Genomic DNA, 25,558 nt, shown 5'->3' on the forward strand with positions numbered 1-25,558 from the left:
AAATTTTTTCTTTGTTTAACAAATTTTGATATTTAGACAATAAGAGCAAAAAGAGAAAAAACAAGCACAGGTAAAGTTATCAAAAAGCCAAATTTACAATATTGCCAAAAAGAAATATTAATGCCTTTTCTAGCCAAAACTCCAAGCCAAAGCAAAGTTGCCAAAGAACCTATTGGCGTAAGTTTTGGGCCTATGTTTACCCCCAAAAGATGCGCATAAATCATCAAGGAATCAAAAGAAAAATTCTCAAAATATTCTTTTAATGCCAAATCGCCGATTAAAACCATAGGCAAATTATTAAACACAGAAGATCCAAAAGCTGAAATCAAAGCCACACCAAAAATTCCACTCTTATCTTGCATCAAAAAAGCATAGCTTTTAACCAAAATTTCACTCACGCCTATTTTATGTAAAGCAAAAACCACCATATAAAGCCCAAAACTAAAAAGCAAAACTCCATAAGGTGCTTCAAAAAGAATTTTAACACTTTTTTTACCTTGAATTTTTAAAACAATAAGCCAAAAAATTCCCGCCCAAAGCAAAGCAAAAAAACTTATTTTAATATCAAAAATTTCACCTATAAAAAAACTGATCACAAAAAGAAGTAAAAATACTATGCAAAGAAAAAACAATTTCAATGAAATTTGCTCTTTTTTGACTAATTTAAATTCAAGCCTTTTAGGCAAAACTCTCCCATAAAGCATAAAAACCATAACTATAGTAGAAAGCAAAACAAAAAAATTTGGCAAAAACATATTTTTAGCAAATTCTAAAAATTCTATCTTAAAATAATTTGCTGTAATAATATTGGTTAAATTTGAAATAACCAAAGCGTTTGAACTTGCATCACATAAAAAAGAAAGACTAAGCAAAAAAGAACTTAAAATAAAAACATGATTTTTACAATCTTTAAGAGTTGAAAATAAAGCTATAATAATAGGTGTAATGATTAAAATCGCTCCATCGTTAGCAAAAAATGCAGAAAGAAAAAAGACAAAAATCAACAAAAATAACATCAATTTTTTTGTGCTAATATAAATTTTTTCTTGATTTTTCTCTCTAGAAAAATGCAAAATTTTACTCGCAATAAAATCAAAAAATCCCAAAGCTTCCAAGCTAAAAGAAAGGATAATCAACCCAACCAAAGTTAAAGAACTATCCCAAACCAAAGAAAAAACAAAATAAGCGTCTGTAAAATCTACCAATTGAAAAATAAAAACAAAAAAAGCTCCCAAGCTAGAAAATACCCAAATAGGTAAATTCCATGGACGCCAAAAAAGTAAAATTAAAGTAGATAAAAAAATAAAAAAAGCAAGCATTTAAGCTTTTTTCTTTTGCATTTTGATATAAATTTGCAAAATATCCAACGCCGCAGGAGTGATTCCACTGATTTGACTTGCAGCAAAAATAGTTGGAGGTTTATGATGATTAAGCTTTTCTACAACTTCATTACTCAAACCGCTTACACTTTTAAAATCAAAATTTTCAGGAATTTTAAGCTCGCTAAGATTTTTCATTTTTTCTACTTGAGCTTTTTGCATACTAATGTAATGATAATACTTTGCCTCATTTAAAATCTCTCTTAAGGAGTAATGATCCATAGTTTCAAACATAGGATCAAGTTTTTTTAATTTTTCTATATCAAAACTTGCTCTTGCGACAATTTTTTGAAGATTGACTATAGAAGAAATTTTATCTTCTCCTAAACTCTCTAAAAAAGCATTATTTTGGTTATTAGGTGTGAATTCTTTAGAAAGTAAAAATTCAAGTCCTTTTTGAAGATTGTTTGCGATATTTTGTATATAAGTAAAATCTTGCTCACTTAAAAGCCCTAAATCATAGCCATATTTTCCAAGTCTAAGTATAGCATTTTCTTCCCTTAAAAGCAGTCTAAATTCCGCTCTTGAAGTAAACATTCTATAAGGTTCTTTTGTACCTTTTACTACCAAATCATCGATTAAAACTCCTATATAAGCTTCATCACGCCTTAAAATCAAAGGCTCTTTCATATCTATGCTTAAACTTGCATTGATTCCTGCCATAAAGCCTTGTGCTGCAGCCTCTTCATAACCTGTAGTTCCATTAATCTGTCCTGCACAATAAAGATTTTTAATCTTTTTAAGTTCTAAAGTATGCTTAAGTTCAGTTGGCTCTATATAGTCATATTCTATAGCATAACCAAAACGGGTTATTTTAGCATTTTCAAAACCCTTTACAGAACGTAGCATTTGAGTTTGCACTTCATAGGGCAAAGAAGTAGAAAAACCATTGATATAATACTCCGTTGCATCGATAGTTTGAGGCTCTATAAAAAGATGATGACTTTCTTTGTCGCTAAAACGATTGATCTTATCTTCTATAGAAGGACAATACCTTGGCCCCACGCCTTCAATCTGTCCTGTAAAAAGTGGGGCACGATAAAAATTATTCTTAATAATCTCATGTGTAGTTGTATTAGTGCGTGCGATATAACAAGGAAGTTGAGTAGGATTAAAATTTCTTGAACGAAAACTAAAAGCTTTAGGATTTACATCGCCATCTTGGATTTCAAGTGCGCTAAAATCAATACTTTTTGCATCTACTCTTGGGCAAGTTCCTGTTTTTAAACGCCCCATTTTTAAACCCAAAGTTTGTAGATAATTGCCTAAATTTACTGAAGCAAGCTCCCCTACCCTTCCTGCTTGAAGTTTATTTTCGCCTATATGAATAAGTCCATTTAAAAAAGTCCCTGTTGTAAGTATCACTTTTTTGGCAAAATATGTATTTTCTAAATTTGTTTTTACGCCTTTAACTTCATCATTTTCTACGATTAAAGCATTCGCTTGTTCTTGAGAAATTTCTAAATTTGGAAGTTTTAAAAGTTTATTACGTGCAATGATACGGTACTTATCCATATCAATTTGCGCCCTACTTCCTTGAACGGCTACACCCTTACTTTCATTTAAAATGCGAAATTGTATTCCCGCTTCATCGGTGATTTCACCCATAAGACCACCCATGGCATCAAGTTCTTTTACCAAATGCCCTTTTGCAAGTCCACCTATAGCTGGATTACAACTTGCTGCTCCTATTTGCTCAATCAATGTAGTTAAAAGTAAGGTTTTTTTACCCATTCTAGCAGCAGCAGCACTTGCTTCAACACCCGCATGTCCACCACCTATAACAATGACATCAAACATATTTTGCCTTGAAAAATGTGAATTTTTAAAAGAAAGATTATATAATATTTAGACTTAAAACAAACTCGTTTTAAGCCTAACAAAAATTTATTTAGCTTCTTGGAGAGAGAAAATTAACTCATTATAAGTTTTATCTGCATCTTTGCAGAAATTTTTAAGCATCTCAACACCTTTATTTAAACCTTGTTGCTGTTCTACTCTTAAAAGATCGCTATAAAGGCTTTCTATTGTAGAAATAGCGCTTTTATTTGGCATACGACGAACGGAATAATAGCCTATGATATTATTATTAATATCTATTGATGGAGTTACATTTGCAAAAACCCAGTAGTAATTGTTATCTTTAGTTTTGTTTTTTACGTAAGCAAAAATTTCCTTACCCTCTCTCATATAATCCCATAAATATTTAAAAACAGTTTTTGGCATCTCTTCATGTCTTACTATGTTATGAGGTTTATTTAAAACTTCACCCATGGTATAACCTGCATACTTTAAAAAATCATCATTTGCATAAACTATTTTACCTTTTAAATCTGTTTTAGAAGTAATTAAACTATCTTCTTGTAAAAAAATTTCTCTTGACATTTCCCCACCCTCTTAATTTATATTTTTAATTTTGCTAAGATTTCAGCACTTCTTTGCTCTAGTGATTTAATATCATTTACAATCGCATCATAAGCTTTTTGATCGATATAATCTTGACTTGATTCTTCTATTGCTTTTTTAGCGTTATCTTTTATAAATTCTTTAGCTAAATTTAACTCAGTTTCAGAACTAAGTTCATTAATAACACCTTGAGCTCTCTCATCTTGGCAAAGATTAGAAATTGGATCTACACTTTCAAGATTGAAATTTTGAGCCCCATTTAAATTTAAATATATATTTGATTTATAAAGAATATGATCGATTTTAACCACAGACAAAATCAATCTCTTTGCAAAGGATCCAAAATTAACACCAAGAGCACTACTATTTTCTTCTAGACGTTTAAAAGCTTGAGAAAATTTATTAATTCTTTCTTCAGATTCACTAACAATGTTAAAAACTTGATCGCTGCCACTTTGGATATTTACAAAATCCTGTTGCATAGTCTGAATTGCAATGGAAATTTCACTTGTAGATCTTTGAGTTCTTTCTGCTAACTTTCTAACTTCATCAGCCACAACCGCAAAGCCCCTACCATGTTCTCCTGCACGTGCAGCTTCAATAGCAGCATTTAAAGCTAGAAGATTGGTTTGATCAGCTATATCGCGTATTACTTCAACCACTGAAGTAATATTTTGGGAATTAGCCACAAAAGTTTGCACTGTTTCCTTGCTCGAATTTACAACATCCATTAAAGAACCCATGGCACTTTGCAAAGAATCCACCTCTGAGCCATTTTCTGTAGCTGTATGAGTAATGGCATCAACTGTATCATATACATTTTTCATCATGCTAATATCTTGATTTAATGAGCTAGAAATTTGAGACATATCTTTATTTTGATTTCCAAGGCTTAAATCCATTAAAGTTCTTGATAAAGCATTTTTAAAAGTGGATCTTGCTGTCACTTCTATGTTTGCTAAAGCTTTATTTATAAATTCGATATTATGAGCAAAAATTCCTTTTAAACCTTCAGGCAAAGCCTTACGATAAAATTCGCCTTTTTGGGAACAAGAAATAGAAGTATTAATTTCCCTTAAATAAGCTTCTAGTCCATCAATAGTATTGTTAAGATTATCTGCTATTTCGGCTAATTTTTTGCTTTTTGTTTTTACATAGATCATTCTATTGTCAAAATTTCCTTCTTTTAACTCTCTACAAAGAACCAAAAGTTTATCTATCATTATTTGCTCATCTTTGTGTTGTCTAAGCAAATAAATCATTAAAACAGCGATTAAAATAAAAATTATCACTCCAACATAAATATGAATAAAAATGGCACCTAAAACACCGATAATACTTAGAAAAATAGTTAATAATAATCCATTTTTCACCATAAATTTACCCCTTTATTAAAAATTTTTGAAGTCATAAATTAAAGTAATACTTTAATAATATATATTACTTTAATTTTTAGGCGAAGATTATACAATAAAAAAGATTAAATATATCTTATTTAGTTATCTTCTTGTAAGTTAAAAACAAGTTCATTATAAGTCATTTTATAAGAACTTACAATATCTATTAAAGCTGAAACTCCAGCATTAATGCCTGATTTTTGCTCTTTTTCAAGTAAAATTTTATAAACTTCTTCAATTATAGGAAGAGATTTTCTATTGGGTGCACGACGAACAGAATAGTAGTTGATGATATCTCCATTGGTATCAAATGAAGCACTTACATTTGCAAACACCCAGTAAAAACTACCATCCTTGGCTTTATTTTTTACAAATGCAAAAATTTCTTCTCCTTTTTGAATATAATCCCAAAGACATTTAAATACAGTACGTGGCATATCTTCATGTCTTACTATACTATGAGATTTATACAAAAGCTCATCGACTTTATAACCTGCGTATTGTAAAAAGTCATTATTGGCATAAATGATATTCCCCTTAAGATCTGTTTTAGAAGTAATTAAAGCATTTTCAGACAAAACTATTTCTTTCATAATTAAAACATCCCAATAAAACAAATAAATCAAAAATAGAATTATTACTAATAATAAACAATAAAAAGTATACTAAATTATAAAATTTTCAAAAAATATTTTAAATTTTATAATGCAAATAATGAGAAATTTTGTAACATTTATATAAAAAATTGTCATATCATATAAAAGAAAGTATTTCTAGAGTTGTTTTTTTGTTAAAATTTACAATACGCATTGTTAAAATTATATTTCACAAAAGATCAAAAGGAGTGAATAAACTTGGAAACTTTAAGTCAAACTTTAGCTGAAAGAAAACCGCCTTTATATAAACGTATTATAAAAAGTCTTGGATTTTGGGTGATTATAGGCATTATTACAGGTATTATACTTGGCTATACAGATAAAGAATTAGCCATTGCTAGCAAACCAGGAGTTGATTATTTTATAGGTGCTTTAAAGGTTCTTATAGGTCCTATTATTTTTGTTACTTTGGTTTTGGGTATCATTAGTCTTGAAAGTTTAAAAAAAGTAGGTAGTATTGGTGCTAAAGCGGTTATTTACTTTGAAGTTGTAAGTACTTTAGCACTTGCTATAGGTATTTTTATGGCAAATGTTATGCAACCAGGTCATGGAATGAATCTTGATCCAAGTCAACTTGATACAAAAAGCGTTCAAAAATACATTTCTCAAACCACAGAAGTAAGCGCAAGCTCTGAGATTATGCATATTTTAAAAGATGCTATGCCTACTGATATTATCACGCCTTTTACAGAAGGAAAAACCATACAAGTTTTAGTTATTGCTATAATTACTGCTTTGATTATTTCTTTAATGAGAATAGAAGATAAACAGGCAATTCAAAGAGTTTTTGAAGTGGTGCAAAATTTTGTTTTTAAAATTCTACAAATCATTATGTATTTTAGTCCTATTGCCGCCTTTTCAGCAATGGCTGTACTCATAGCTCAATACGGAATTGGCTCTTTGATCAACTTAGCATATTTACTTTTAGTAATGCTGATTTCATGTCTTGTTTTTATATTTGGAATCTTAGGTCTGATTTGTTATTTTGCAAAAGTAAATATCTTCAAATTTATGAGATTTATCTCAAGAGAAGTATTGATCGTTTTTGCAACCAGTTCAAGCGAGTCTGCACTTGCTCCTTTAATGAGAAAACTAGAAAAAGCGGGACTTTCTAAAGCAACAGTCGGACTTGTTTTACCAACGGGATATAGTTTTAATCTTGATTGTACAAATATTTATCTAGCTATGAGCTTAATCTTTCTAGCACAAGCTTTTAATGTAAATTTAAGTTTAACACACGAAATTAGTATTTTAATAGTATTAATGATAGCTTCAAAAGGTGCAGTGGGTGTAACTGGATCAGGTTTTATAGTGCTTGGAAGTACGCTTGCAGCTCTAGGAAATATGGAAATTTCAGAAGCAAATGCAACCTTAGCGCAAGTTCTACCAGTAGCTGCTATAGGCGTTCTTTTAGGTGTTGATAAATTTATGTCTGAAATGAGGGCTGTTGGAAATCTTTGTGGAAATTCAGTAGCAGCCTTAATCGTTGCGATCTGGGATAAACAAATTGATCGGGAAAAATTCAACTATGCTATAGATAATCCAGAAAAATTCCATAATGCTGGAATGAACTAATGGGTTCTTTGGAGGAAATCATATCGATTAACCTCCTCTAAAGTATTATCTTTTTTCCTAAATTGTTTTAAAAAACTTTCATTGAAATTAAAACTAAATCCAACTTGAACAACGGTATCATCAACAGTCTCTCTTGCGCTATAATCACGACGCAATAAATTTAAACTAAATACACTATAAGGAGAGTAAGATACTTGATAATTAGTTTTATCATTATCCTTGCTTATATCAAAAGCAAAAGCGGTGTAAGTTGGAATTACAAAACTCATTCCAAGCTGTAAATTCTTTTCTGCTTCATTGGGTATGTAATAATTACTATAAGCCTTTATAAATTTACTATAACCAAACTCTGTACCAAAGCTTTTAGTATCTTTTTGTTCCTTTTGTTTGTCAATAAAACCATTAACTCCAAATAAAAAATCATCTTTTTCATAACGATTGATTAAGCCCCCTGAGTAATTATAATTATCTTGAGCCACAAAAAGTTCTTTTTGAAAAAGCAAAGAATTATTCTCTCCCTCATAAAGAGAACTTAAATTTTTAACCTGCGCGTTTTCGTTTTGAAAATCTAAATTCCCATCTGTTTTATCTATACCATTATTATTTTCTAAAGTTTTTGAAAGCAAGCTATCAAAAGTACTTTTAAAATCCACATTCTCTTCTTGAATTTTTGGAGCTTCTTTGGTGTTTTTATAATCAAAGTGCTCCCAAGAATTTTGATTATTATTTTTTACTAAAGCCTCTGCAAGTTCATCGGCATGGAGTAAAGAAAACAATGCTATTATATAAAAAATACCCCTCATTATTCTTATATTCCTTATTATTTCTTGTTTGAGTATTTATTATAAAAAAATAATATAAATAAAAATTCCACAAAGACTAAAAACTAAAATTAGCAAATTTAAAGTAAATAAGTGTATAATTAAAATAAAAAAGGGTTATTAATGCAAAAAGACAACCTCATAGCTTTTGTTATTTTTATTATCAGTACTATCGCATTTGTTATTTGGGGATTTGGTTATATTTCGCAACATCAACTCATTCTTTTTATTCTTGCTTCTATATTTGGCATTTTTATGGCATTTAATATAGGTGGAAATGATGTAGCCAATTCTTTTGGAACAAGCGTTGGTGCAAAAACAGTAACCATTAAACAAGCTTTAATTATAGCAGCTGTTTTTGAGCTAAGCGGGGCAATCTTCGCAGGCGCAGAAGTTACTAAGACCATACGCAGCGGTATTGTTGTTTTTCCAAATTCTTTAGATCCCATGCTTTTTGTTATCATTATGCTTGCTGCACTTTTAAGCTCTGGAGTTTGGATTTTTATTGCAACCAAGAAAGGCTTACCTGTATCAACCACACACAGTATAGTTGGTGGGATTGTAGGTGCTAGTATTATGATGGGGCTTTTAAAATTTGATGGGATTCAAACACTCTCCATGGTTAAATGGAGTGAAATTTTAAGAATAGCTATTTCTTGGGTAGCTTCGCCTCTTTTAGGGGGTATTGTAGCTTATACTATTTATTCATACATTGATAAGAAAATTTTGAAACCATCAGAAAAACTAAACGATGATTTGAAAAATATCAAAAAAGAAAGAAAGAAATTCAAAGAAGAATATTTTTTAGATTTAAAAACAAAATCCCAAGAAGAACAAATTAAAGAACTTTCCGCTATAGCTTTAGATGAGGAAGAACAAGAAAATAATTTCTATAGAAATAAAATGAAGGAATTTAAGGATCAAGAAAAAGATATAGATATTTACTCTATTTTAAAAACTCATATGCCAATCATTGCTTGTATTGCTGCTGCTATCATTTCGGCAATGTTTTTATTTAAAGGTTTAAATAATGTTAGCACTTTAGATATTTTACAAAACTTTTGGATTATCGGAATTATAGGAACTATAAGTTATGTTGTAACATTTGCTATAGTCAAAATCGTTAAAAAAACAGAACTTAATAAAACTACTGATAGAATTTTCTCATGGTTTCAAATATTTACAGCCTCTAGTTTTGCATTTTCACACGGAGCCAATGATATAGCCAATGCTATAGGTCCTTTTGCGGCGATTTTAGATGTCTTAAAAAACGGCACAATTAACGCGACTTCTCCTGTACCTTTTGCTGCTTTAGCTATGTTTGGAGTTGCTCTAGTTGTAGGACTTTGGTTTTTAGGTAAAGAAGTGATTACTACAGTGGGTTCAAAACTTGCAACCATACGCCCTACTACTGGATTTTCTGCAGAACTTGGTGCAAGCATAGTTATACTCTTAGCTACACAATTTGGGATTCCTGTTAGCTCCACCCATATACTCATAGGTGCTATCTTGGGTATAGGAGTGTATAATAAAAATGCAAATTGGATTATGATGAAGCCTATAGGATTGGCTTGGATTATCACTTTACCAGCTGCTGGTATTATGGCAGCACTTGTATTTTTAGGATTTAAACTATCTTTAGGAATTTAAGTAAAGCTTATTTTTCTAAAATATTTTTTCCTTTAATTATATGCATTTTAATCTTTCCAAAAAGTTTATCCTCAGAATAAAGAGAACTTTTTGGAGCAAAAATTTCTTCATTCTCATCGAAAAGAACTAGATTAGCTTCTTTGCCAACTTCTATAACTCCACTATTTAAACCTAAAAATTCACTAGGATTTTTACTTGTAAATTGACAAAGCTCTTGCCAATTTAAAAATCCTTCTTTGATTAAAAAAGTATAGCAAAGACTTATAAATTCGCATACGCTATGGATTCCAAAGGCCGCTTCATCAAAAGCTAAATCTTTTAAAGAAATTGATTTTGCACTATGTAAAGAAGTTAAAAAACTAATTTTTCCTTCTTTTAAAGCCTCTCTTAAAGCCAAAACATCTTCTTTACTTCTTAAAGGTGGCATAAGTTTCGCAGCAGTATTAAAATCTTCACAAGCACTATCATCTTTGATAAGATGATGAATGCTTACAAGTTTTAAATCCTTTTCATCTAATAATACTAAAGAATCTCTCAAACTTAAAAGATCAAAAACAACCTTATTTTTATAAAATTTAGCCAATTCTTTCATTTTAGCTATCTGGCTAGTTTCAGCAATTTTACTCATGCCTATAAGCCCTAGCTCAAAACTCATTTCACAATCATTCATCACTCCATTATCATCAAAATCCTTATCATAACAACGCACAAAAATTGGAGAGTCTTTCATAAAAGCATATTGTGAACTTACTTTTAAAGTATTTGCATCCAAAGAGCTATCAAGCTCTAAAGCACAAGCCCCCTTGTTTAAAAGAGTGGCTAAATTTTTAAGCTTGCCATTTGCATCCTTAACCCGCACACTTGAAAAAATTTGCATCTTTCTTTGAGCTAAATTTTGTAAAAATAAAGCAAAACTTTCTTCATCAAAATCCATGCAATCACGCAAAACTATACTAGAAATTCCTCCTTTTAGACACTCATTTTCTAAAAGCTCTAAATTAGCTAAAGAAAATTTATCATTTTTCAAACTTACACACAAATCCACAAAAGATGGAAGTAAAGTCATACCTTTAGCATCTAAAATTTCTTCACCTTGTAAATTAGAACCAATATTGGTAATTTTTCCTTCTTTAATCTCTATATCTTGTAAAGAATCTCCATAAATTTTTGCATTTTTAATTATCATGATTTTTCCTTAATCATTTTGCTTTAATAAATTCTGCGTTGCTTCTTGCACACTTTTACCCTTAAAAATTGCCACTACTTCATTTACAATAGGTGTATAAATTCCTTTCATTTTTGCTAATTTTTCTATAGCATAAGCAGTTTTTACACCTTCTGCTACTTCATTAAGCTCAGCTAAAATACTATCTAACTTTTGATTTTGCGCCAGTTTTAAACCCACTCTATAATTTCTTGATAAAACACTGGTTGCAGTTAAAAACAAATCCCCTGCTCCACTTAACCCTAAAAAAGTTTCTTCTTTAGCACCAAAAAATTTACCAAAACGGTGCATTTCTATAAGTCCTCTTGAAATCAATGCTGCTCTTGCATTATTGCCAAGTTTTAACCCATCACTAATCCCACTTGCAATCGCTAAAACATTCTTATAAGCACCACAAATTTCAGCACCACGCACATCATTATCAATATAAGTTTTAATAAAATCAGGGAAAAAACTCGCAAATTTTTTACAAAGCTCTTGATTTATCCCACTAATCATCAAAGCAGTAGGAAGTTTTTGCATTACTTCAGCAGCAAAAGAAGGACCGCTTAAAACACAAAAATTTTCTTTTGGCACAAAATCTAAAAAAATTTCATCTAAAAATTGACAACTTTGATCTTCTATGCCTTTTGAAGCAATTAAAATTTTTTGTCCTTTGTTGATGAAATTTTCTTTAAGCCAAGCACGCATCCCTTGAGAACTTAAAGCAAAAACAAGGTATTCACATTCTAAAGCTTCTTTTATGCTAACAAAATCTTCTAAATCACGCTGATGCAAAGAACTGATAAAACAATTGTGATTTTCTTTTAAGGCTAGATGTAAAGCACTGCCCCATTTTCCCGCACCAATAACCGCTATACGCATCAACCAAGCTTTGCTTTTAAAATTTCATTTACTTTTGCAGGGTTAAAAGCTCCCTTACCCTCTTTCATTGTTTGACCCACAAAAAATCCAAAAAGCTTGTCTTTACCGCTTTTATACTCTGCAACCTTATCAGCATTTGCATTTAAAATTTGTTCAATTACCGCTTCTATAGCTGAATCATCACTTACTTGCTTAAGTCCTAGCTTTTCTATAGCATCATCAATTTCCATGCTAGTATTTTCAAACACAAAAGCTAAGACATCTTTAGCCGCTTTTGCACTGATAGTGCCATCTTCTATACGTTTAATTAAAACTCCAAGCTTTTGAGCATCTACGGGAGAATTTTCTATAGTCAATTCTCCTTTTAAAAGTCCCATAAGTTCAGTATTTAACCAATTTACACAAAGCTTAGGATTTAAATTTTGAGAAATAAGACTTTCAAAAAAACGACTCATTTCTAAAGAACTGATTAAAACCTCAGCATCACTTTCTTTTATACCAAGCTCGTCTATAAAGCGTGCTTTCTTCTCATCAGGAAGTTCAGGGATTTTAATATCCAAAAACTCATCTTTTAATAAAACAGGCAATAAATCAGGATCTGGAAAATAGCGATATTCTGCCGCTTCTTCTTTACCACGCATACTTCTTGTAACTAAATTTGTTGTATCAAAAAGTCTGGTTTCTTGAACTACTTCTTGTTCGTAAGTTCCATCTTCCCAAGCCTCACTTTGTCTTTTCACCTCATATTCTATAGCTTTTTGGATAAAACGAAAAGAATTAAGATTTTTAATCTCTACCCTAGTATAAAGTTTTGTATCACCCTTAGGTCTTATACTAACATTTGCATCGCATCTAAAACTTCCTTCTTGCATATTTGCATCTGAAATGTCTAAAAAGCGTATGATAGAATGAAGCTTTTTAAGATAAGCTACTGCCTCATCGCTACTTCTAAGCTCAGGTTCGCTGACAATCTCAAGCAAAGGAGTTCCTGCACGATTTAAGTCCACTTTAGAAAAATTATTTTCGTGGATATTTTTACCTGCATCTTCTTCTAAGTGTGCTCTTGTAATACCTATGCGTTTATTTTCACCCTTTACATTGATAAAAAGCTCACCCTTTTCTACTATAGGGATATCAAATTGTGAAATTTGATAAGCCTTAGGTAAATCTGGATAAAAATAATTCTTACGATTAAAAACACTTTTTTTATTAATTGTTGCATTGACAGCTTTTCCAAAAGCTATAGCTTTTTTTACAACCTCTTCATTTAAAACAGGCAAAGCTCCTGGTAAGGCCAAACAAGTGGGACAAACATTGGTATTTGGAGCTTCTCCAAAAGAAGTTGCACATGAACAAAAGATTTTTGTTTTAGTATTTAATTGAGTATGAACTTCAAGACCTATAACTACTTCAAACATAAAATTTCCTTGAATTTTTAAATGCTTTATTTTATCTTTTTTTCTTTTAGAAAAGGCTTTAAATATTAGACTTTGATTTGTATTTGTTTAATTTTAAAATTATGAAATTATAAAACAACTATTTTTTCTGATTTTTAAGTTCATGGTTTTCTATAAACAACATAAAAACCAAAAATAAAAGCAGGCTAAAAATAAACCCCAAAACAAGATAAAAATAAGATATAAATTTAAAAAAGAGAAAAAAGGTGCACAAAAGCATTAAAGCTAAAGATGCACCTTTGAAAAATTCTAAAATATAGATCAATGACCTTCCTCAACAACAGTTGCACCCGCTAAATATACATAAGTTAAAATCATAAAAATAAAAGCTTGTAAAAATGCCATAAAAGTTAAAAGCACATAAGCAGGAAGTGGAGCTATATAAGGAACTAAAGCTAAAATTACCATCAAAAATAAATCGTCACCTTTAATATTTCCAAACAAACGGAAGGACAAAGAAACCACACGAGAAAGATGAGAGACTATCTCTATAGGAAACATCAAAGGAGCTAAAAGTTTAATAGGTCCCATGAAATGAGCAAAATACTTTACAAAACCTTGCGCCCTAATACCCTCAAAATGATAATATACAAAAACTATAATAGCCAAAGACAAAGTCAAATTTAAACTTGCAGTTGGAGCGTGAAAACCAGGTATTATACCTATAATATTGCTAAAAAACACTATAATCCCCAAAGTTGCAACCAAAGGAAGATATTTTCTTGCACCTTTTTCACTTCCCATGGTGTCTCTACCCATAGATAAAACTCCCTCTAAAAAAGCCTCGCCTAAATTTTGCATACCGCGTGGAACAAGTTGCATAGAACGAGTAGCCATCATAGCCACTATAACAGCAATTAAAGCTACCAAACCTATGTGAAAAAAATAAGAAAAAGTATGACTTGCATCAAGCAAAGAGCTAAATAAAAATAAATCTTTCATGGTTTCCTCAAAAATTTTATTCTAAACTCGAAATTTTAGCAAAATCTTACTTATATTTTAATGAAAATTTACATCCATTCTAAAACTTGCGAAAGTTCTTTAGCAACAAAACACTTAAGCCCTATATCTTCCAAAGGCTTAGAAGGAACAATGGCATTTTTAAATTTTTGCATTTTAGCTTCTTTTAAACGAATATCAAGGCTAAAAACCTCTCTAATTTCTCCATTTAAACTAAGCTCCCCTATAAAAATACTATCTTTGCTCAAAGGGCGATTTTTAAAACTTGAAATAATAGCTGCAACCACAGCCAAATCCGCCGCAGTTTCACTTACTTTTACTCCGCCGCTAATATTTACAAATACATCATAATGCCCTAAAGGAATTTCAAGTTTTCTTTCAAGCAAAGCCAAAAGCATATCTAAGCGATTTTTTTCATATCCTGTAGCGCTGCGTTTTGGGTAAGAACTTTCACACACTAAAGCTTGAACTTCTAAAACCAAGGCACGAGATCCTTCCATCACAACACCTAAAGCACTTCCTGAAATAGCCTTTCCACGAGTAAAAAAACGATTTGCTAAATCTTTTGCACTGATCAAACCCTTAGCAGTCATCTCAAAAATACCTACTTCATTCGTTCCACCAAAACGATTTTTAAAGCCTCTTAAAAGTCTGATTTCTTTAGTGGCATCTCCTTCAAAATAAAGCACCACATCTACCATATGCTCAAGAACCCTAGGCCCTGCTATAGCACCTTCTTTAGTAATATGCCCTATGATAAAAGTACTGATATTATAAGCCTTGCTAACACGCATAAGTTCAAAAGTAATCTCACGCACCTGAGTGATGCTTCCTGCTGCTGAAGTGACTTTATTTGAATATAGAGTTTGTATAGAATCAATGATAAGAATACTATAATCCTTTTTATGTAATTCTTCTAAAATATTTTCAAGGCAAAGTTCAGTAAGTAAAAATAAATTCGGAGTATTAGCCTCAAGGCGATCAGCTCTTAATTTAATCTGAGCTTTACTTTCTTCGCCACTGACATAAAGCACTTTTTTACCCTGTTTGGCTAAATTTGAAGCAATTTTTAACAAAAGCGTAGATTTTCCCACACCTGGACTTCCGCCTATAAGCACTAAAGAACCTTCAACAAGCCCTCCGCCTAAAACCAAATCAAGCTCATTATCATCTGTGCTGTATCTTGTAAAATGTTCTAATTCCACATCTTCAATACAAACAGCTTCACTTGTTTTCATACTAACTTGCGCAAGCTCTTTTAAAACTTTAATTTGCTCAGCTTTTAATTCTACAAAACTATCCCAAGCTCCACAATCAGGACATTTTCCAAGCCATTTGCTTTGTTGATTTCCACAAGCTTGACATTCAAAAAGTGCTTTATTTTTTGCCATTATTCAAAAATAGGATCTAATAAAGTATCTAAATAAGCACTTGCATTAAATTCTTGTAAATCCGTCATTTGCTCACCTACGCCTACGTAAAAAATAGGAAGTTCAAGCTCTCTTGCTATGCTAAAAAGCGCACCCCCTTTAGCAGTCCCATCAAGCTTTGTGATAATCACGCCATCAAGTTTTACAAGCTCATTAAAAGCTTTAGCTTGTAAAATTCCAGCATTTCCCTGTGTTCCATCTAAAACTAAAATTTTTCTATGTGGTGCACCTTCTAAAGCTTTGTTTGAAATTCTTACAATTTTTTCAAGCTCATGAGTTAAATTTTTTTGATTTTGCAAACGCCCTGCTGTATCGATAATAACCCTATCAAAATCCTTTGCTTTTGCTTTAGAAATGGTATCAAAAGCAACCGCTGAAGGATCATGCCCTTGTGCAGTTAAAACTATATCTACATCCACTTTTTGCGCCCAAAGTTTTAATTGCTCAATCGCACCTGCTCTAAAAGTATCACACGCTCCTAAAATCACTTTTTGATTTTGGTTTTTATATAAATAAGCAAGTTTGGCAATACTTGTTGTTTTTCCCGCTCCATTTACTCCTAAAATAAGCTCTACAAAAGGTTTTTCTTGATTGGTTTCTTTTTTTTCATAAAGAAAATAAGAACCCATAACACGCTTTAAATCTTCTTTTTTTACTTCATTTTGAGGCGGTAAATAATAAATTATCTCTTCAACTATTTCATAACTTACATCTGCTTCAAGCAAAATTTCTTCAAGCAAATCTTTGGTTATCTTTTTATTCTCTCCTTTAACTCCAATAATATTTTCAAGAGTTTTTGCAAGTCCTTTTTTAAAAAAATTAAACATTAAAGTATAGCCTTTTGTATATCGATTTCTAGCATTTCTTCAGGAATAAGCCCTAAATACTGATTAATCAATTTAGAATGCTTGTTGTAAAGAAACATGGTAGGAATTCCATTTACCCCACCTAAAACTTTAGCTAAAAGATAGTTATTTTCACCATTAGAGACTTTATAAGATATTTTATGTTGTTCTATAAATTTTTGAATCTCCTCATTAGACTTATCCTCTAATAAAACTCCAACTATATTAAAATCATTGTTATACTTTTCTTGCAGTTTGTTAAGATGAGGAATTTCGACAATACAAGGAGTACACCAAGTAGTAAAAAATACAAACAAAGTTGCCTTATCTTCATCGTTGAAATTTAAAACGGCATTTTCTTTTTTTACTGAAATTGATCCTCCATCAATCAAATTAAGTTTAAAATTCATATCATCACTTTGATTTATACTTGCCTCGGTGCTTAAATTTACATCATTTTGCTGTTTTTCTTTATCATTGCTACAAGCAACAAATAAACAAGATATTACCACTAGTAAAAGTATTTTTTTAATCTTCATTATTTATCAATCCTTTATTCTTCTTTATAAAAATGCTAAAATTATAACATATATAAGATAATATTTTTTTAAAGGCATATTAATGGAAAAAACAGATTTTAGAGCATTGCAAAAAATACGCCTTTTCAAACATTCAAAACTAAATTTCAAACAAGATTATAAAATATTTAAAGAATGTCTTAAAATAATAAAACTATTTAAAGCTAAAAATATTTTAATTTTTATTCCCTTGCATTATGAACCAAACTTAATAAAATTTCGCCATATTCTTAATAAAAATTACAAACTTTTTGTTCCATTTATGCAAGATAAAAGTTTAAAAATTGTAAAATTAAGATTGCCTTTTATTAAAAAAAGGTTTGGGGTTTTAGAGCCTATAGATTCTTTTTTTAAAGCAAAAATTGATTTAGCTATTGTGCCTGTAATTGGCGTCGATAAAAATTTAAAAAGAATAGGACATGGGCAAGGTTTTTATGATAGATTTTTTGAAAATTTAAATTACAAACCTCATATAATATTTGTCCAAAGTATAGATGCTTTAAGTCAAAATAATCTAACACAAAAGCATGATATTTCAGGAAAATTATACATAAACCCTTATAAAAAATATTACAAGAAAGAAAGAAAAAATGATAGAATCACTTATCGCATTTATAGCCGCTATAGTCGGACTCGGTATAGGATATTTAGTTGCAAAAAAAATCAATGATGCCAAATATGAAATTTTCGTAGAGCAAGCTAAAGCTAAAGCCAAAGCTATAGAATACGAAGCAGAGCTTATTTTAAAAGATGCAAAAAATTCAATTCTTAATGCAGAATTAGAAGTTAAAAAAAAATATGAAGAAAAAACTCACAAAATTCAAAAAGATTTTAATCAAAAATTTGATGATCTTTCTAAAAAAGAACAAAAACTTCAGCAAGAAGAAGAAAAACTAAAAGAAGATAAAGAATACCTTTGTAAGTCACAAAAACACATTCAAGACTTACAATCTGATGTTGATAAATTAAAAAATAAATATCAAGAAAAACTTGACGATGTTTTAAAAATTTTAGAACATTCTACAGGACTTACACAAAATGAAGCTAAAGCAATCATTCTTAAAAAAGTAGAAGAAAATTCTCGCGAGCAAATTGCACATATAGTAAGAAAATATGAAGAAGAAGCAAAAAATGAAGCCAAAAGAAAAGCTAATTTCATCATTGCTCAAGCTACCTCTCGTTTTGCAGGTGAATTTGCGGCTGAAAGACTTATCAATGTTATTAACATTAAAAACGATGAACTTAAAGGACGTATCATTGGTAAAGAAGGACGCAATGTTAAAACCTTGGAAATGGTTTTAGGTGTTGATATTATCATCGATGATACACCAGGTGCTATTATAGTAAGTTGTTTTAATCTTTATCGCCGTGCTATTGCTACAAAAGTTATAGAACTTTTAGTTGAAGATGGCAGAATTCAACCCGCGCGCATAGAAGAAATTCACGAAAAAGTGTGTAAAGAATTTGATAGTGCCATTCTAGAAGAAGGCGAAACCATAGTTATGGATCTAGGTTTAAATAAAATACACCCTGAAATTGTAAAACTCATAGGAAAACTCAAATACCGAGCAAGCTATGGACAAAACGCTTTAGCACATTCTTTGGAAGTGGCTCACCTTGCAGGAATCATTGCTGCTGAGTGTGGTGGAGATGAGAATTTAGCACGTCGTGCGGGAATTTTACATGATATAGGAAAAGCATTAACCCATGATTTTGAAGGATCTCATGTGGATTTAGGTGCAGAACTTTGCAAACGCTACAAAGAGCATCCTGTAGTAATCAATGCTATTTACGCACATCATGGACACGAAGAAGCTACAAGCATAGAATCAGCAGCTGTTTGTGCAGCAGATACTTTAAGTGCTGCACGACCTGGAGCTAGAAGAGAAGTGTTAGAAGCTTTCTTAAAAAGAGTCAGCGAGCTAGAAGATATCGCTAAAAGTAAAGAAGGAATTAAAAATGCCTATGCAATCAATGCCGGAAGAGAGATTCGCGTCATAGCCAATGCTCAGCTTGTTAATGATGATGAAAGTGTACTTTTAGCTAAGGAAATAGCAGCTGAAATTCAAGAAAAAATGCAATATCCTGGTGAAATTAAAGTCAATGTTATACGTGAACTTAGAGCTGTAGAATACGCTAAATAAGGTTTATTATGCAAGATATGATTGATACTTTAATAAAATATGGTTATATTGTTTTATTCTTTTACTCTTTAGGAGGTGGAATGGTTGGAATTTTAGCTGCAGGAGTTTTAAGTTCTCAAGGAAAAATGGATCTTAGTTTTTGCATTGCTCTTGCTTTTATTGCTAATACCATAGGTTCAACTTTGCTTTTTATACTTGGAAAATATTATAAAAAAGATATTATGCCTTATTTTAAAAAACACCGACGCAAGCTAGCCCTTGCTATGATGAAAACAAAACAACACGGAATTATTTTATTTGTAACTCAAAAATTTATTTATGGTTTAAAAACTTTCATTCCTATAGCTGCAGGTATGGCAAAATATAATTTTATTAAATTTTTTATTATCAATACTCTAGCTAGTTTGTCATGGGCTATTGTTCTAGGTTTTACTGCTTATACTTTTGGGTATATTATTGAAGCAATTTTTGATAAACTGAGTTTATATCCTTATGCTGCTCCTTTATTTTTATTATTTTTAGCTGGAATAATTTGGTTTTATTTAAGTAAATTTTCCAAAAAATAATGTCTCTATGGAATTCTTTTTTTTACTCTTTTAAAGAATTTCATTATTTATTTTTATCTGTTATTATTATTTTTATTTTTAATATCCTTTTAGAATATAATAATTTTTTAAACTTTAAAAACCAAAAACATTACTTTATAAGTAACGCTCTATTAACGCACCAATATATAAAATATAATAAAAAAAATAAAAAATACTGGGTTTTAAAGCTACAAACTGAAAACTTCACTTTTTATACTACAAGTTTTAAGGATTTAAATTTAAGCAAGAATCAACTTTTAAGCCTTAGAATTATCACCCATAATATTAACTTTAAAGACTATCTGAGCAAAAGTTTTTATGCACCTTCTTATGATTTTAAAAAATTAAAAGAAAAAGAATACAATCCCATTATATCTTACTTCTTAAATCAACATACAAATGAAAAAATTAAAGAATTTTATGGTGCTTTATTTTTTGCACTGCCCATATCTTTAGAGCTTAGAAACGATGTAAATTACTACGGCATAGCACACCTTATAGCAATTAGCGGTTATCACATAGGCTTACTTTTTAGCTTAGTTTTCTTTATTTTAGCTCCAATTTATAGTTTTTTCCAAAAAAGATATTTTCCTTATAGAAATTTACGTTTAGATTTAAGTATTTTAATTTTTACACTACTTTTAGCTTATGCTTGTTTAATAGGGTTTGTCCCTTCTTTTGTGCGCTCCTTGATTATGGCTTTTTGGGTTTTTTATCTATTGTGTAAAAATATAAAAATTATTAATTTCTTTACACTTTTTTGTAGTATTTTATTGTGCATTTCTCTTTACCCTAGACTTTTATTTAGCATTGGATTTTTATTTTCTATTTTAGGTGTTTTTTATATTTTTTTATATATGCATCATTTTGCAAATAAATTTAATAATCTTATAAATATTATTTTGCTTAATATTTGGACTTTTTTTGCTATGGTTTTACCTGTGCTTTATTTTTTTCCACTTATAAGCTACCAACAAATTTTAGGTATTATTTTGAGTGGAATTTTTGTAATATTTTATCCTTTAGTATTATTTTTGCATCTTATAAACTATGGAGATTTGCTCAATTTTATCTTGGATGAATTTTTTAAATTTAAAATTTATGGAACTAATATCCATATCCCGTTTTGGATTTTTATAAGTTATCTTATTGCTTCTTTAATCTCTGTGCGATTTAAATATCTAGCTTTTCTTTGTATTTTTGCGAATTTTATTCCCTTCATTATGATTGTGATTTAGAAAATAATAGAGTTTAAGCCCAAAAAGATAAATAATCCAAGAAATATAAATCCAAATAAAAAAGAATAAAATAATAGAAAAAGATCCATAAACACTAGCGTATGTTTTATTATATACCACATAATATACAAATAAATTTTTTCCTATATACCAAATAGCACCCGCTCCAAAAGATACTAAAGCTAAACTTTTAAGAGTTCCCTTATGAACAGAACTTGAATAAGATATAAAAAATAAACCCCAAATAATTACAAAGGGTAAAATTTCAAAAAAATTAAACCCTATTTTATAATCATCTAAAGTTTGTTGGATAAAACCTGAAATATAAAAACTAAGCCCAAGCCCTAAAGGAACAAGAGTCAAAAGAGTCCAATAAGAACTAATGCTTTGCCAAAGTCCTTTAGGTTCATTTTTAGTAATGCGATTGATTACAAAATCATAGCCTGAAAAAAAAGCTAAAGAAGTAAATGCCATAGCAATAAGACCTACAATACCCAAATTTACACTATTTTTTAAAAAAGTATCGATGTAAGTAGCAACAATATCTTGTTGCGTTGGTATTAAAAAAGCAAAAATTACTTGCTTTGCTTTTTCATAATAAGCTTTAAAACTGGAAATTTGCGTAAAAACAGAAAAACATACAAATAAAATAGGTATTAAAGATAATACAGTATAAAAACTAAGCGCTGCTGCATAATTTAAAATTTCCTTATCGCGCAAATTTAGCAAAATAGTAAAAAAATTTTTCACCTTCTAAAGTCCCATTTTAAAAGGATTTAATATATTATTTGGATCAAAAGCTTTTTTAATATTTCTCATTAAATTCATTTCGGCTTCAGAAAAAGCTAAATTCATAAAAGGTGCTTTAGAGAGTCCGATACCATGCTCTCCGCTTAAAGTTCCTCCAAGTTTCACTGTTAATTTAAAAATCTCTTCCACAGCTTCGTAGCCTTTTTTCACCTGCTCTTTATCATTTTTATCAGGAATCATAACATTAGTATGCACATTTCCATCCCCTGTATGCCCAAAACAAGGAATTTTAAAACCATATTTTTTAGAAATCTCATCTATACCTTCAAGCAAAGTAGGTAGTTTAGAACGCGGAACTGTAATATCTTCATTAAGTTTTAAAGCTCCATACATGGTAATGCTTTGAGAACAATTTCTTCTAGCAAACCAAATATCTACGGTTTCTTGTTCATCTTTTGCTATTTTAAATTCGCTAGCGCCAGCTTCTAAAAAATAATATTCTAAATTTCTTAAATCTTCATCAATAGCCTCTTTAACATTACCATCCACATCAGCAATCAAAATAGCGCCAGCTTCTATGGGCAAACCTTTATTAAATTTACTCTCAACCGCTCTAATGCTAAGATTATCTAAAAATTCCATAGATACAGGACTTACACCGCTAGCAAGACTTTTATAAACCGCATTCATAGCACTTTTTACACTTGGAAAAATAGCAAAAGCAGTTTTTTTGAATTTAGGTAAAGGTATTAATTTTAAAGTAAGCTCACTTAAAACTGCCAAAGAACCTTCACTAGCGATTAAAATTCCTGCCAAATTATAACCTGCTACATCTTTAATAGTGCGTTTTCCTGCACGAATGATTTCTCCGCTAGGCAAAACAGCCCTTAAAGCCATCACATAATCTTTTGTAATGCCATATTTTGCAGCTCTCATTCCCCCAGCATTTTCGCTTACATTACCCCCTAAGCTAGAATACTCCATGCTAGCAGGATCAGGCGGATAAAAAAGTCCGTATTTAGCCACTTCTTTTTGTAAATGTATATTAATAACCCCAGGTTGCACAACAGCCACTAAATTTTCAAGATCAATTTCTAAAATTTTATTCATATGCTTTTCAAAAGCAAGCACCACACCGCCATTAACAGCTAAAGCTCCTCCTGTAAAACCAGATCCTGAGCCTCGTGGTATGACTATGATATTATTTTCATTGCAAAATTTTAAAATTTGAGCAATATCTTCTTCATTTCTTGGAAAAAGAACCCCATCGGGTAAATAATGTTTTTTTGTCGCATCATAGCTATAAGCTCTTTTGTGAATTTCATCAAAATAAGCGTTTTCTTCTCCTAAAAATCGTTTAAAATATTGTTCAAATTCTTTTTTCATGTTTATTGCACCTTAGGAAGATTAATCAAAGCATCATAATATCTATAATAATTTCCTATTTCTTGAGAGTTAAAATCAAAAAAATTACTTTTATATCCACCTATACGAGAATAAAAAGGAACCTGAACGCTAGTTGGCTTGCTTATAGGCACTTCATAAAGCTTATTAAAATCTTGACAATCCACAACTTCTGCTTGATTTTCCAAAGCTACAACCAAAATACCAACCGCATTATCATCACAAAATTGCCTAAAATCTGAACGCTTAGGAGAAAGAGTGGCCGTTCTAATTAATTGTGCTCCAAAAATGTCAATATGGGTAAAATATATCTGCGGAAATTCTCTAACAAGTTCATTATAAGTTTGTTCATCAGGAGCAATTACCAATCCTCTATCATAAAGAAAATTTAAAACAACCTCATCACCTACTTTAGGTAAAACATTTGGTAAAGGCAAAGCATCTTGCTTAAGAGCTGAAAAAACGCTAAATTCTAATTTTGCCAAACCATTTTTTTTATCTATAACACTTGCTCTAGCGATGATACTTTGCGAATTGCTAAAATGTTGTACTACTACGCCACTTGAATAAAGTTTTATATCATCACTATCTTTAATATAACCATAAATATCATCAACTTTTACAAGTTCACTTTTTATAGGTTTTAAATCAAATCCAACCGCAAAGAGGCTAAGGTTTAAAGCTAAAAAACACACTATAGTTTTAAACAAATTTGCTCCTTAAATAAAAATTTATAGAATTATAATCCTTTTTTGTTAAGCAATTGTAAGAAAAATAAAGTAAAATATAGCTTTCAAATTTCAAAATTCTTTTAAAAATTAAGGTTATCTCATGAAAAAATTATTGCTTTTATTTATTTTTGTTGTTCAAAGTTTTGCAGCTTTAAGTGTTGAAGAGTTAACTTGGGATAATGGAGATACCTTGCTTAAATTCTTACAAAGAAATTCCATACCTATGTCGCTTTATTATGGACTTGATAGAGAAGATCAAGAACTTGCTTCTGATATAGCTTATAAAATAAAATATCAAGTTTTAAAAGATGAAAACAACAACATAGAACAAGTTTTAATTCCAATTAGCGATGATTTACAAATTCATATCTATAAAGATAAAGATGGACAATACACTCTTGCTTTTACTCCTGTATCTTATCAAAAAGAAGATAGAATTTTACATTTAACCATTAAAAGCTCTGCTTATCAAGATGTCTATGAAGAAAGTGGTAGCAGTACTTTAGCTCGTGCTATGGTTCGTGCTTTTCGAGGAAGTATAAATTTTCGCAATATCCAAAAAGGTGATGAAGTAACCCTATATTATGAACAAAAAAGACGCATGGGTAAACTTTGGGGCGATATAAATATAAAAATGGCAATGGTAGAAATCAATAAAAGCGCTAGAGAAGTCTTTTCTTATAATGATATATTCTATGATCGCGATGGCAAAGAATTAGAATCTTTTTTACTTACAAAACCTGTGAACTACACTAGAATTTCCTCTCCTTTTACAACAGCAAGATATCATCCTATATTAAAACGCTATCGCGCCCATCTTGGTATAGACTATGCTGCACCTACTGGAACTCCTGTAAAAAGTGCTGGCAAAGGAGTAGTAACCTTTATAGGCACAAAAGGTGGTTATGGAAATGTAATTCAAATCAAGCATGACTCAGGTTATATGACTTTATATGCTCATCTTAGTCGTTTTGCAAAAATTAAAAACGGACAAAAGGTAAATCAAGGACAAGTAATTGCATATGTTGGTTCAACAGGTATGAGCACAGGTCCTCATTTGCATTTTGGAGTATATTTAAATAATAAAGCTATAAATCCTGCATCTGTTGTAAAAATCGCCAAATCAGAACTTAGTGGAAAAGCAAAAGAGAATTTTAAACATATCATAGCTGGATACGAGCAGGTTGTTAAAGAAGCCCTAGCCTCGAATCAACCTAATCCTCCAAAAGAAGAAGATTTTGAAAACTATATAGAATTTTAATTACTCAACAACGCTTTATCTTTTGCATTGATTAAAGAATTTAGAAGAGTTGTAAGCTCTTCTTTTTCTTTTTCATTAATTTCACAAAAATCTGCATCAATCAATTGTTTTACCAAAGCTTCATTTAACAAATCTCCATCGCCAAATTCTCTAGCTTTTTGAATGATTTTTAACACTCTTAAATCTTTTCTTTCATACAT

General features: G+C 30.4%; 25 protein-coding genes. 7 read left to right on the forward strand and 18 right to left on the reverse strand.

All coding sequences use genetic code 11. The features are described 5' to 3' along the window. Positions 1-32: 32 nt before the first annotated feature. The 5 genes from AJN70_RS08610 to cetC form a co-directional block, all read right to left on the reverse strand. Positions 33-1,319: an arsenic transporter gene (locus tag AJN70_RS08610; RefSeq protein WP_070295700.1), complete on the reverse strand. Its 1,287-nt coding sequence runs from the start codon at positions 1,317-1,319 to the stop codon at positions 33-35. Then, positions 1,320-3,179, reverse strand: a complete 1,860-nt coding sequence (gene mnmG, locus AJN70_RS08615; RefSeq protein ID WP_002861896.1) for a tRNA uridine-5-carboxymethylaminomethyl(34) synthesis enzyme MnmG — start codon at positions 3,177-3,179, stop codon at positions 1,320-1,322. Between the two features lie 87 nt (positions 3,180-3,266). Next, positions 3,267-3,764, reverse strand: coding sequence for a bipartate energy taxis response protein CetB (gene cetB / locus AJN70_RS08620; protein ID WP_002861897.1), 498 nt, complete (start codon positions 3,762-3,764; stop codon positions 3,267-3,269). Between the two features lie 17 nt (positions 3,765-3,781). Then, positions 3,782-5,161 carry a bipartate energy taxis response protein CetA gene (gene cetA / locus AJN70_RS08625; protein ID WP_002861898.1) on the reverse strand — a complete coding sequence of 460 codons (1,380 nt, stop codon included), beginning with the start codon at positions 5,159-5,161 and terminating at the stop codon, positions 3,782-3,784. A 119-nt stretch (positions 5,162-5,280) separates the two neighbouring features. Beyond that, entirely contained in the window at positions 5,281-5,775 is a 495-nt protein-coding gene (cetC, locus tag AJN70_RS08630; protein WP_070242795.1) for an energy taxis response protein CetC, read from the reverse strand. Between the two features lie 261 nt (positions 5,776-6,036). Between cetC and AJN70_RS08635 the strand changes: the two genes are divergently transcribed. Then, positions 6,037-7,413 (forward strand): cation:dicarboxylate symporter family transporter, encoded by a 1,377-nt coding sequence (locus AJN70_RS08635; RefSeq protein WP_070287568.1) that lies wholly within the window; start codon positions 6,037-6,039, stop codon positions 7,411-7,413. On the opposite strand, the gene AJN70_RS08640 is transcribed toward AJN70_RS08635, so the two are convergent. Further along, positions 7,410-8,216 (reverse strand): inverse autotransporter beta domain-containing protein, encoded by an 807-nt coding sequence (locus AJN70_RS08640; RefSeq protein WP_070233543.1) that lies wholly within the window; start codon positions 8,214-8,216, stop codon positions 7,410-7,412. The genes AJN70_RS08635 and AJN70_RS08640 overlap by 4 nt on opposite strands. Before the next feature lie 141 nt (positions 8,217-8,357). Between AJN70_RS08640 and AJN70_RS08645 the strand changes: the two genes are divergently transcribed. Continuing rightward, complete coding sequence (locus tag AJN70_RS08645) at positions 8,358-9,884, forward strand: inorganic phosphate transporter (protein ID WP_044794129.1); 1,527 nt, start codon at positions 8,358-8,360, stop codon at positions 9,882-9,884. Between the two features lie 7 nt (positions 9,885-9,891). Here AJN70_RS08645 and AJN70_RS08650 read toward each other — a convergent pair whose 3' ends face one another. The 8 genes from AJN70_RS08650 to AJN70_RS08685 all read right to left on the reverse strand — a co-directional run bounded on the left by AJN70_RS08650 (position 9,892) and on the right by AJN70_RS08685 (position 17,204). Next, on the reverse strand, positions 9,892-11,070 hold the full coding sequence (locus AJN70_RS08650; RefSeq protein WP_070295701.1) for a metal-dependent hydrolase: 1,179 nt from the start codon (positions 11,068-11,070) through the stop codon (positions 9,892-9,894). Positions 11,071-11,079: 9 nt separating this feature from the next. After that, on the reverse strand, positions 11,080-11,976 hold the full coding sequence (locus AJN70_RS08655; protein WP_074468983.1) for an NAD(P)H-dependent glycerol-3-phosphate dehydrogenase: 897 nt from the start codon (positions 11,974-11,976) through the stop codon (positions 11,080-11,082). Continuing rightward, positions 11,973-13,391 carry an Asp-tRNA(Asn)/Glu-tRNA(Gln) amidotransferase subunit GatB gene (gatB, locus tag AJN70_RS08660; RefSeq protein WP_070240412.1) on the reverse strand — a complete coding sequence of 473 codons (1,419 nt, stop codon included), beginning with the start codon at positions 13,389-13,391 and terminating at the stop codon, positions 11,973-11,975. The genes AJN70_RS08655 and gatB overlap by 4 nt, the downstream gene beginning before the upstream one ends. A 118-nt stretch (positions 13,392-13,509) precedes the next feature. After that, complete coding sequence (locus AJN70_RS09950; RefSeq protein ID WP_053872368.1) at positions 13,510-13,695, reverse strand: hypothetical protein; 186 nt, start codon at positions 13,693-13,695, stop codon at positions 13,510-13,512. Further along, a complete protein-coding gene (locus tag AJN70_RS08670) occupies positions 13,692-14,372 on the reverse strand; it encodes a F0F1 ATP synthase subunit A (RefSeq protein WP_002858390.1) in 681 nt (226 codons plus the stop codon). The genes AJN70_RS09950 and AJN70_RS08670 overlap by 4 nt, the downstream gene beginning before the upstream one ends. A 68-nt stretch (positions 14,373-14,440) precedes the next feature. After that, positions 14,441-15,781: a DNA repair protein RadA gene (radA, locus tag AJN70_RS08675; protein WP_053872367.1), complete on the reverse strand. Its 1,341-nt coding sequence runs from the start codon at positions 15,779-15,781 to the stop codon at positions 14,441-14,443. Next, entirely contained in the window at positions 15,781-16,647 is an 867-nt protein-coding gene (ftsY, locus tag AJN70_RS08680) for a signal recognition particle-docking protein FtsY (protein WP_053872366.1), read from the reverse strand. The genes radA and ftsY overlap by 1 nt, the downstream gene beginning before the upstream one ends. Beyond that, positions 16,647-17,204 carry a TlpA family protein disulfide reductase gene (locus tag AJN70_RS08685; protein ID WP_053872365.1) on the reverse strand — a complete coding sequence of 186 codons (558 nt, stop codon included), beginning with the start codon at positions 17,202-17,204 and terminating at the stop codon, positions 16,647-16,649. Before AJN70_RS08685 ends, ftsY begins: the two co-directional genes overlap by 1 nt. Positions 17,205-17,286: 82 nt before the next feature. On the opposite strand from AJN70_RS08685, the gene AJN70_RS08690 reads away from it, so the two are divergent. From AJN70_RS08690 to AJN70_RS08705, 4 genes are read left to right on the forward strand one after another with little or no spacing between them, the layout of a single operon-like run. Continuing rightward, positions 17,287-17,913 (forward strand): 5-formyltetrahydrofolate cyclo-ligase, encoded by a 627-nt coding sequence (locus AJN70_RS08690; protein ID WP_044779072.1) that lies wholly within the window; start codon positions 17,287-17,289, stop codon positions 17,911-17,913. Next, positions 17,834-19,387, forward strand: a complete 1,554-nt coding sequence (gene rny, locus AJN70_RS08695; RefSeq protein ID WP_052857493.1) for a ribonuclease Y — start codon at positions 17,834-17,836, stop codon at positions 19,385-19,387. The genes AJN70_RS08690 and rny overlap by 80 nt, the downstream gene beginning before the upstream one ends. 8 nt (positions 19,388-19,395) lie before the next feature. Next, entirely contained in the window at positions 19,396-19,953 is a 558-nt protein-coding gene (locus tag AJN70_RS08700; RefSeq protein ID WP_053872364.1) for a DedA family protein, read from the forward strand. Next, the gene (locus AJN70_RS08705) at positions 19,953-21,212 is read left to right on the forward strand and encodes a ComEC/Rec2 family competence protein (RefSeq protein WP_070295702.1); all 1,260 of its coding nucleotides are present in this window, start codon (positions 19,953-19,955) and stop codon (positions 21,210-21,212) included. The genes AJN70_RS08700 and AJN70_RS08705 overlap by 1 nt, the downstream gene beginning before the upstream one ends. Here AJN70_RS08705 and AJN70_RS08710 read toward each other — a convergent pair. Genes AJN70_RS08710 through AJN70_RS08720 form a run of 3 tightly spaced genes read right to left on the reverse strand, consistent with a single transcriptional unit; the run spans position 21,156 to position 24,076 of the window. After that, positions 21,156-21,962, reverse strand: a complete 807-nt coding sequence (locus AJN70_RS08710) for a YihY/virulence factor BrkB family protein (RefSeq protein WP_070295703.1) — start codon at positions 21,960-21,962, stop codon at positions 21,156-21,158. The two genes, AJN70_RS08705 and AJN70_RS08710, sit on opposite strands and share 57 nt — an antisense overlap. A gap of 3 nt (positions 21,963-21,965) precedes the next feature. Next, on the reverse strand, positions 21,966-23,348 hold the full coding sequence (locus AJN70_RS08715) for an FAD-linked oxidase C-terminal domain-containing protein (RefSeq protein WP_070295704.1): 1,383 nt from the start codon (positions 23,346-23,348) through the stop codon (positions 21,966-21,968). Positions 23,349-23,350: 2 nt separating this feature from the next. Beyond that, positions 23,351-24,076, reverse strand: a complete 726-nt coding sequence (locus AJN70_RS08720; RefSeq protein ID WP_002853792.1) for a plasminogen-binding N-terminal domain-containing protein — start codon at positions 24,074-24,076, stop codon at positions 23,351-23,353. A 121-nt stretch (positions 24,077-24,197) separates the two neighbouring features. Between AJN70_RS08720 and AJN70_RS08725 the strand changes: the two genes are divergently transcribed. Continuing rightward, positions 24,198-25,358, forward strand: coding sequence for a M23 family metallopeptidase (locus tag AJN70_RS08725; RefSeq protein ID WP_002852845.1), 1,161 nt, complete (start codon positions 24,198-24,200; stop codon positions 25,356-25,358). Here AJN70_RS08725 and AJN70_RS08730 read toward each other — a convergent pair. Further along, positions 25,355-25,558, reverse strand: a complete 204-nt coding sequence (locus tag AJN70_RS08730; protein WP_070295705.1) for a hypothetical protein — start codon at positions 25,556-25,558, stop codon at positions 25,355-25,357. The two genes, AJN70_RS08725 and AJN70_RS08730, sit on opposite strands and share 4 nt — an antisense overlap.

The sequence above is a fragment of the Campylobacter sp. BCW_4341 genome (assembly GCF_001764255.1).
In the GTDB taxonomy this organism is placed as follows: domain Bacteria; phylum Campylobacterota; class Campylobacteria; order Campylobacterales; family Campylobacteraceae; genus Campylobacter_D; species Campylobacter_D jejuni.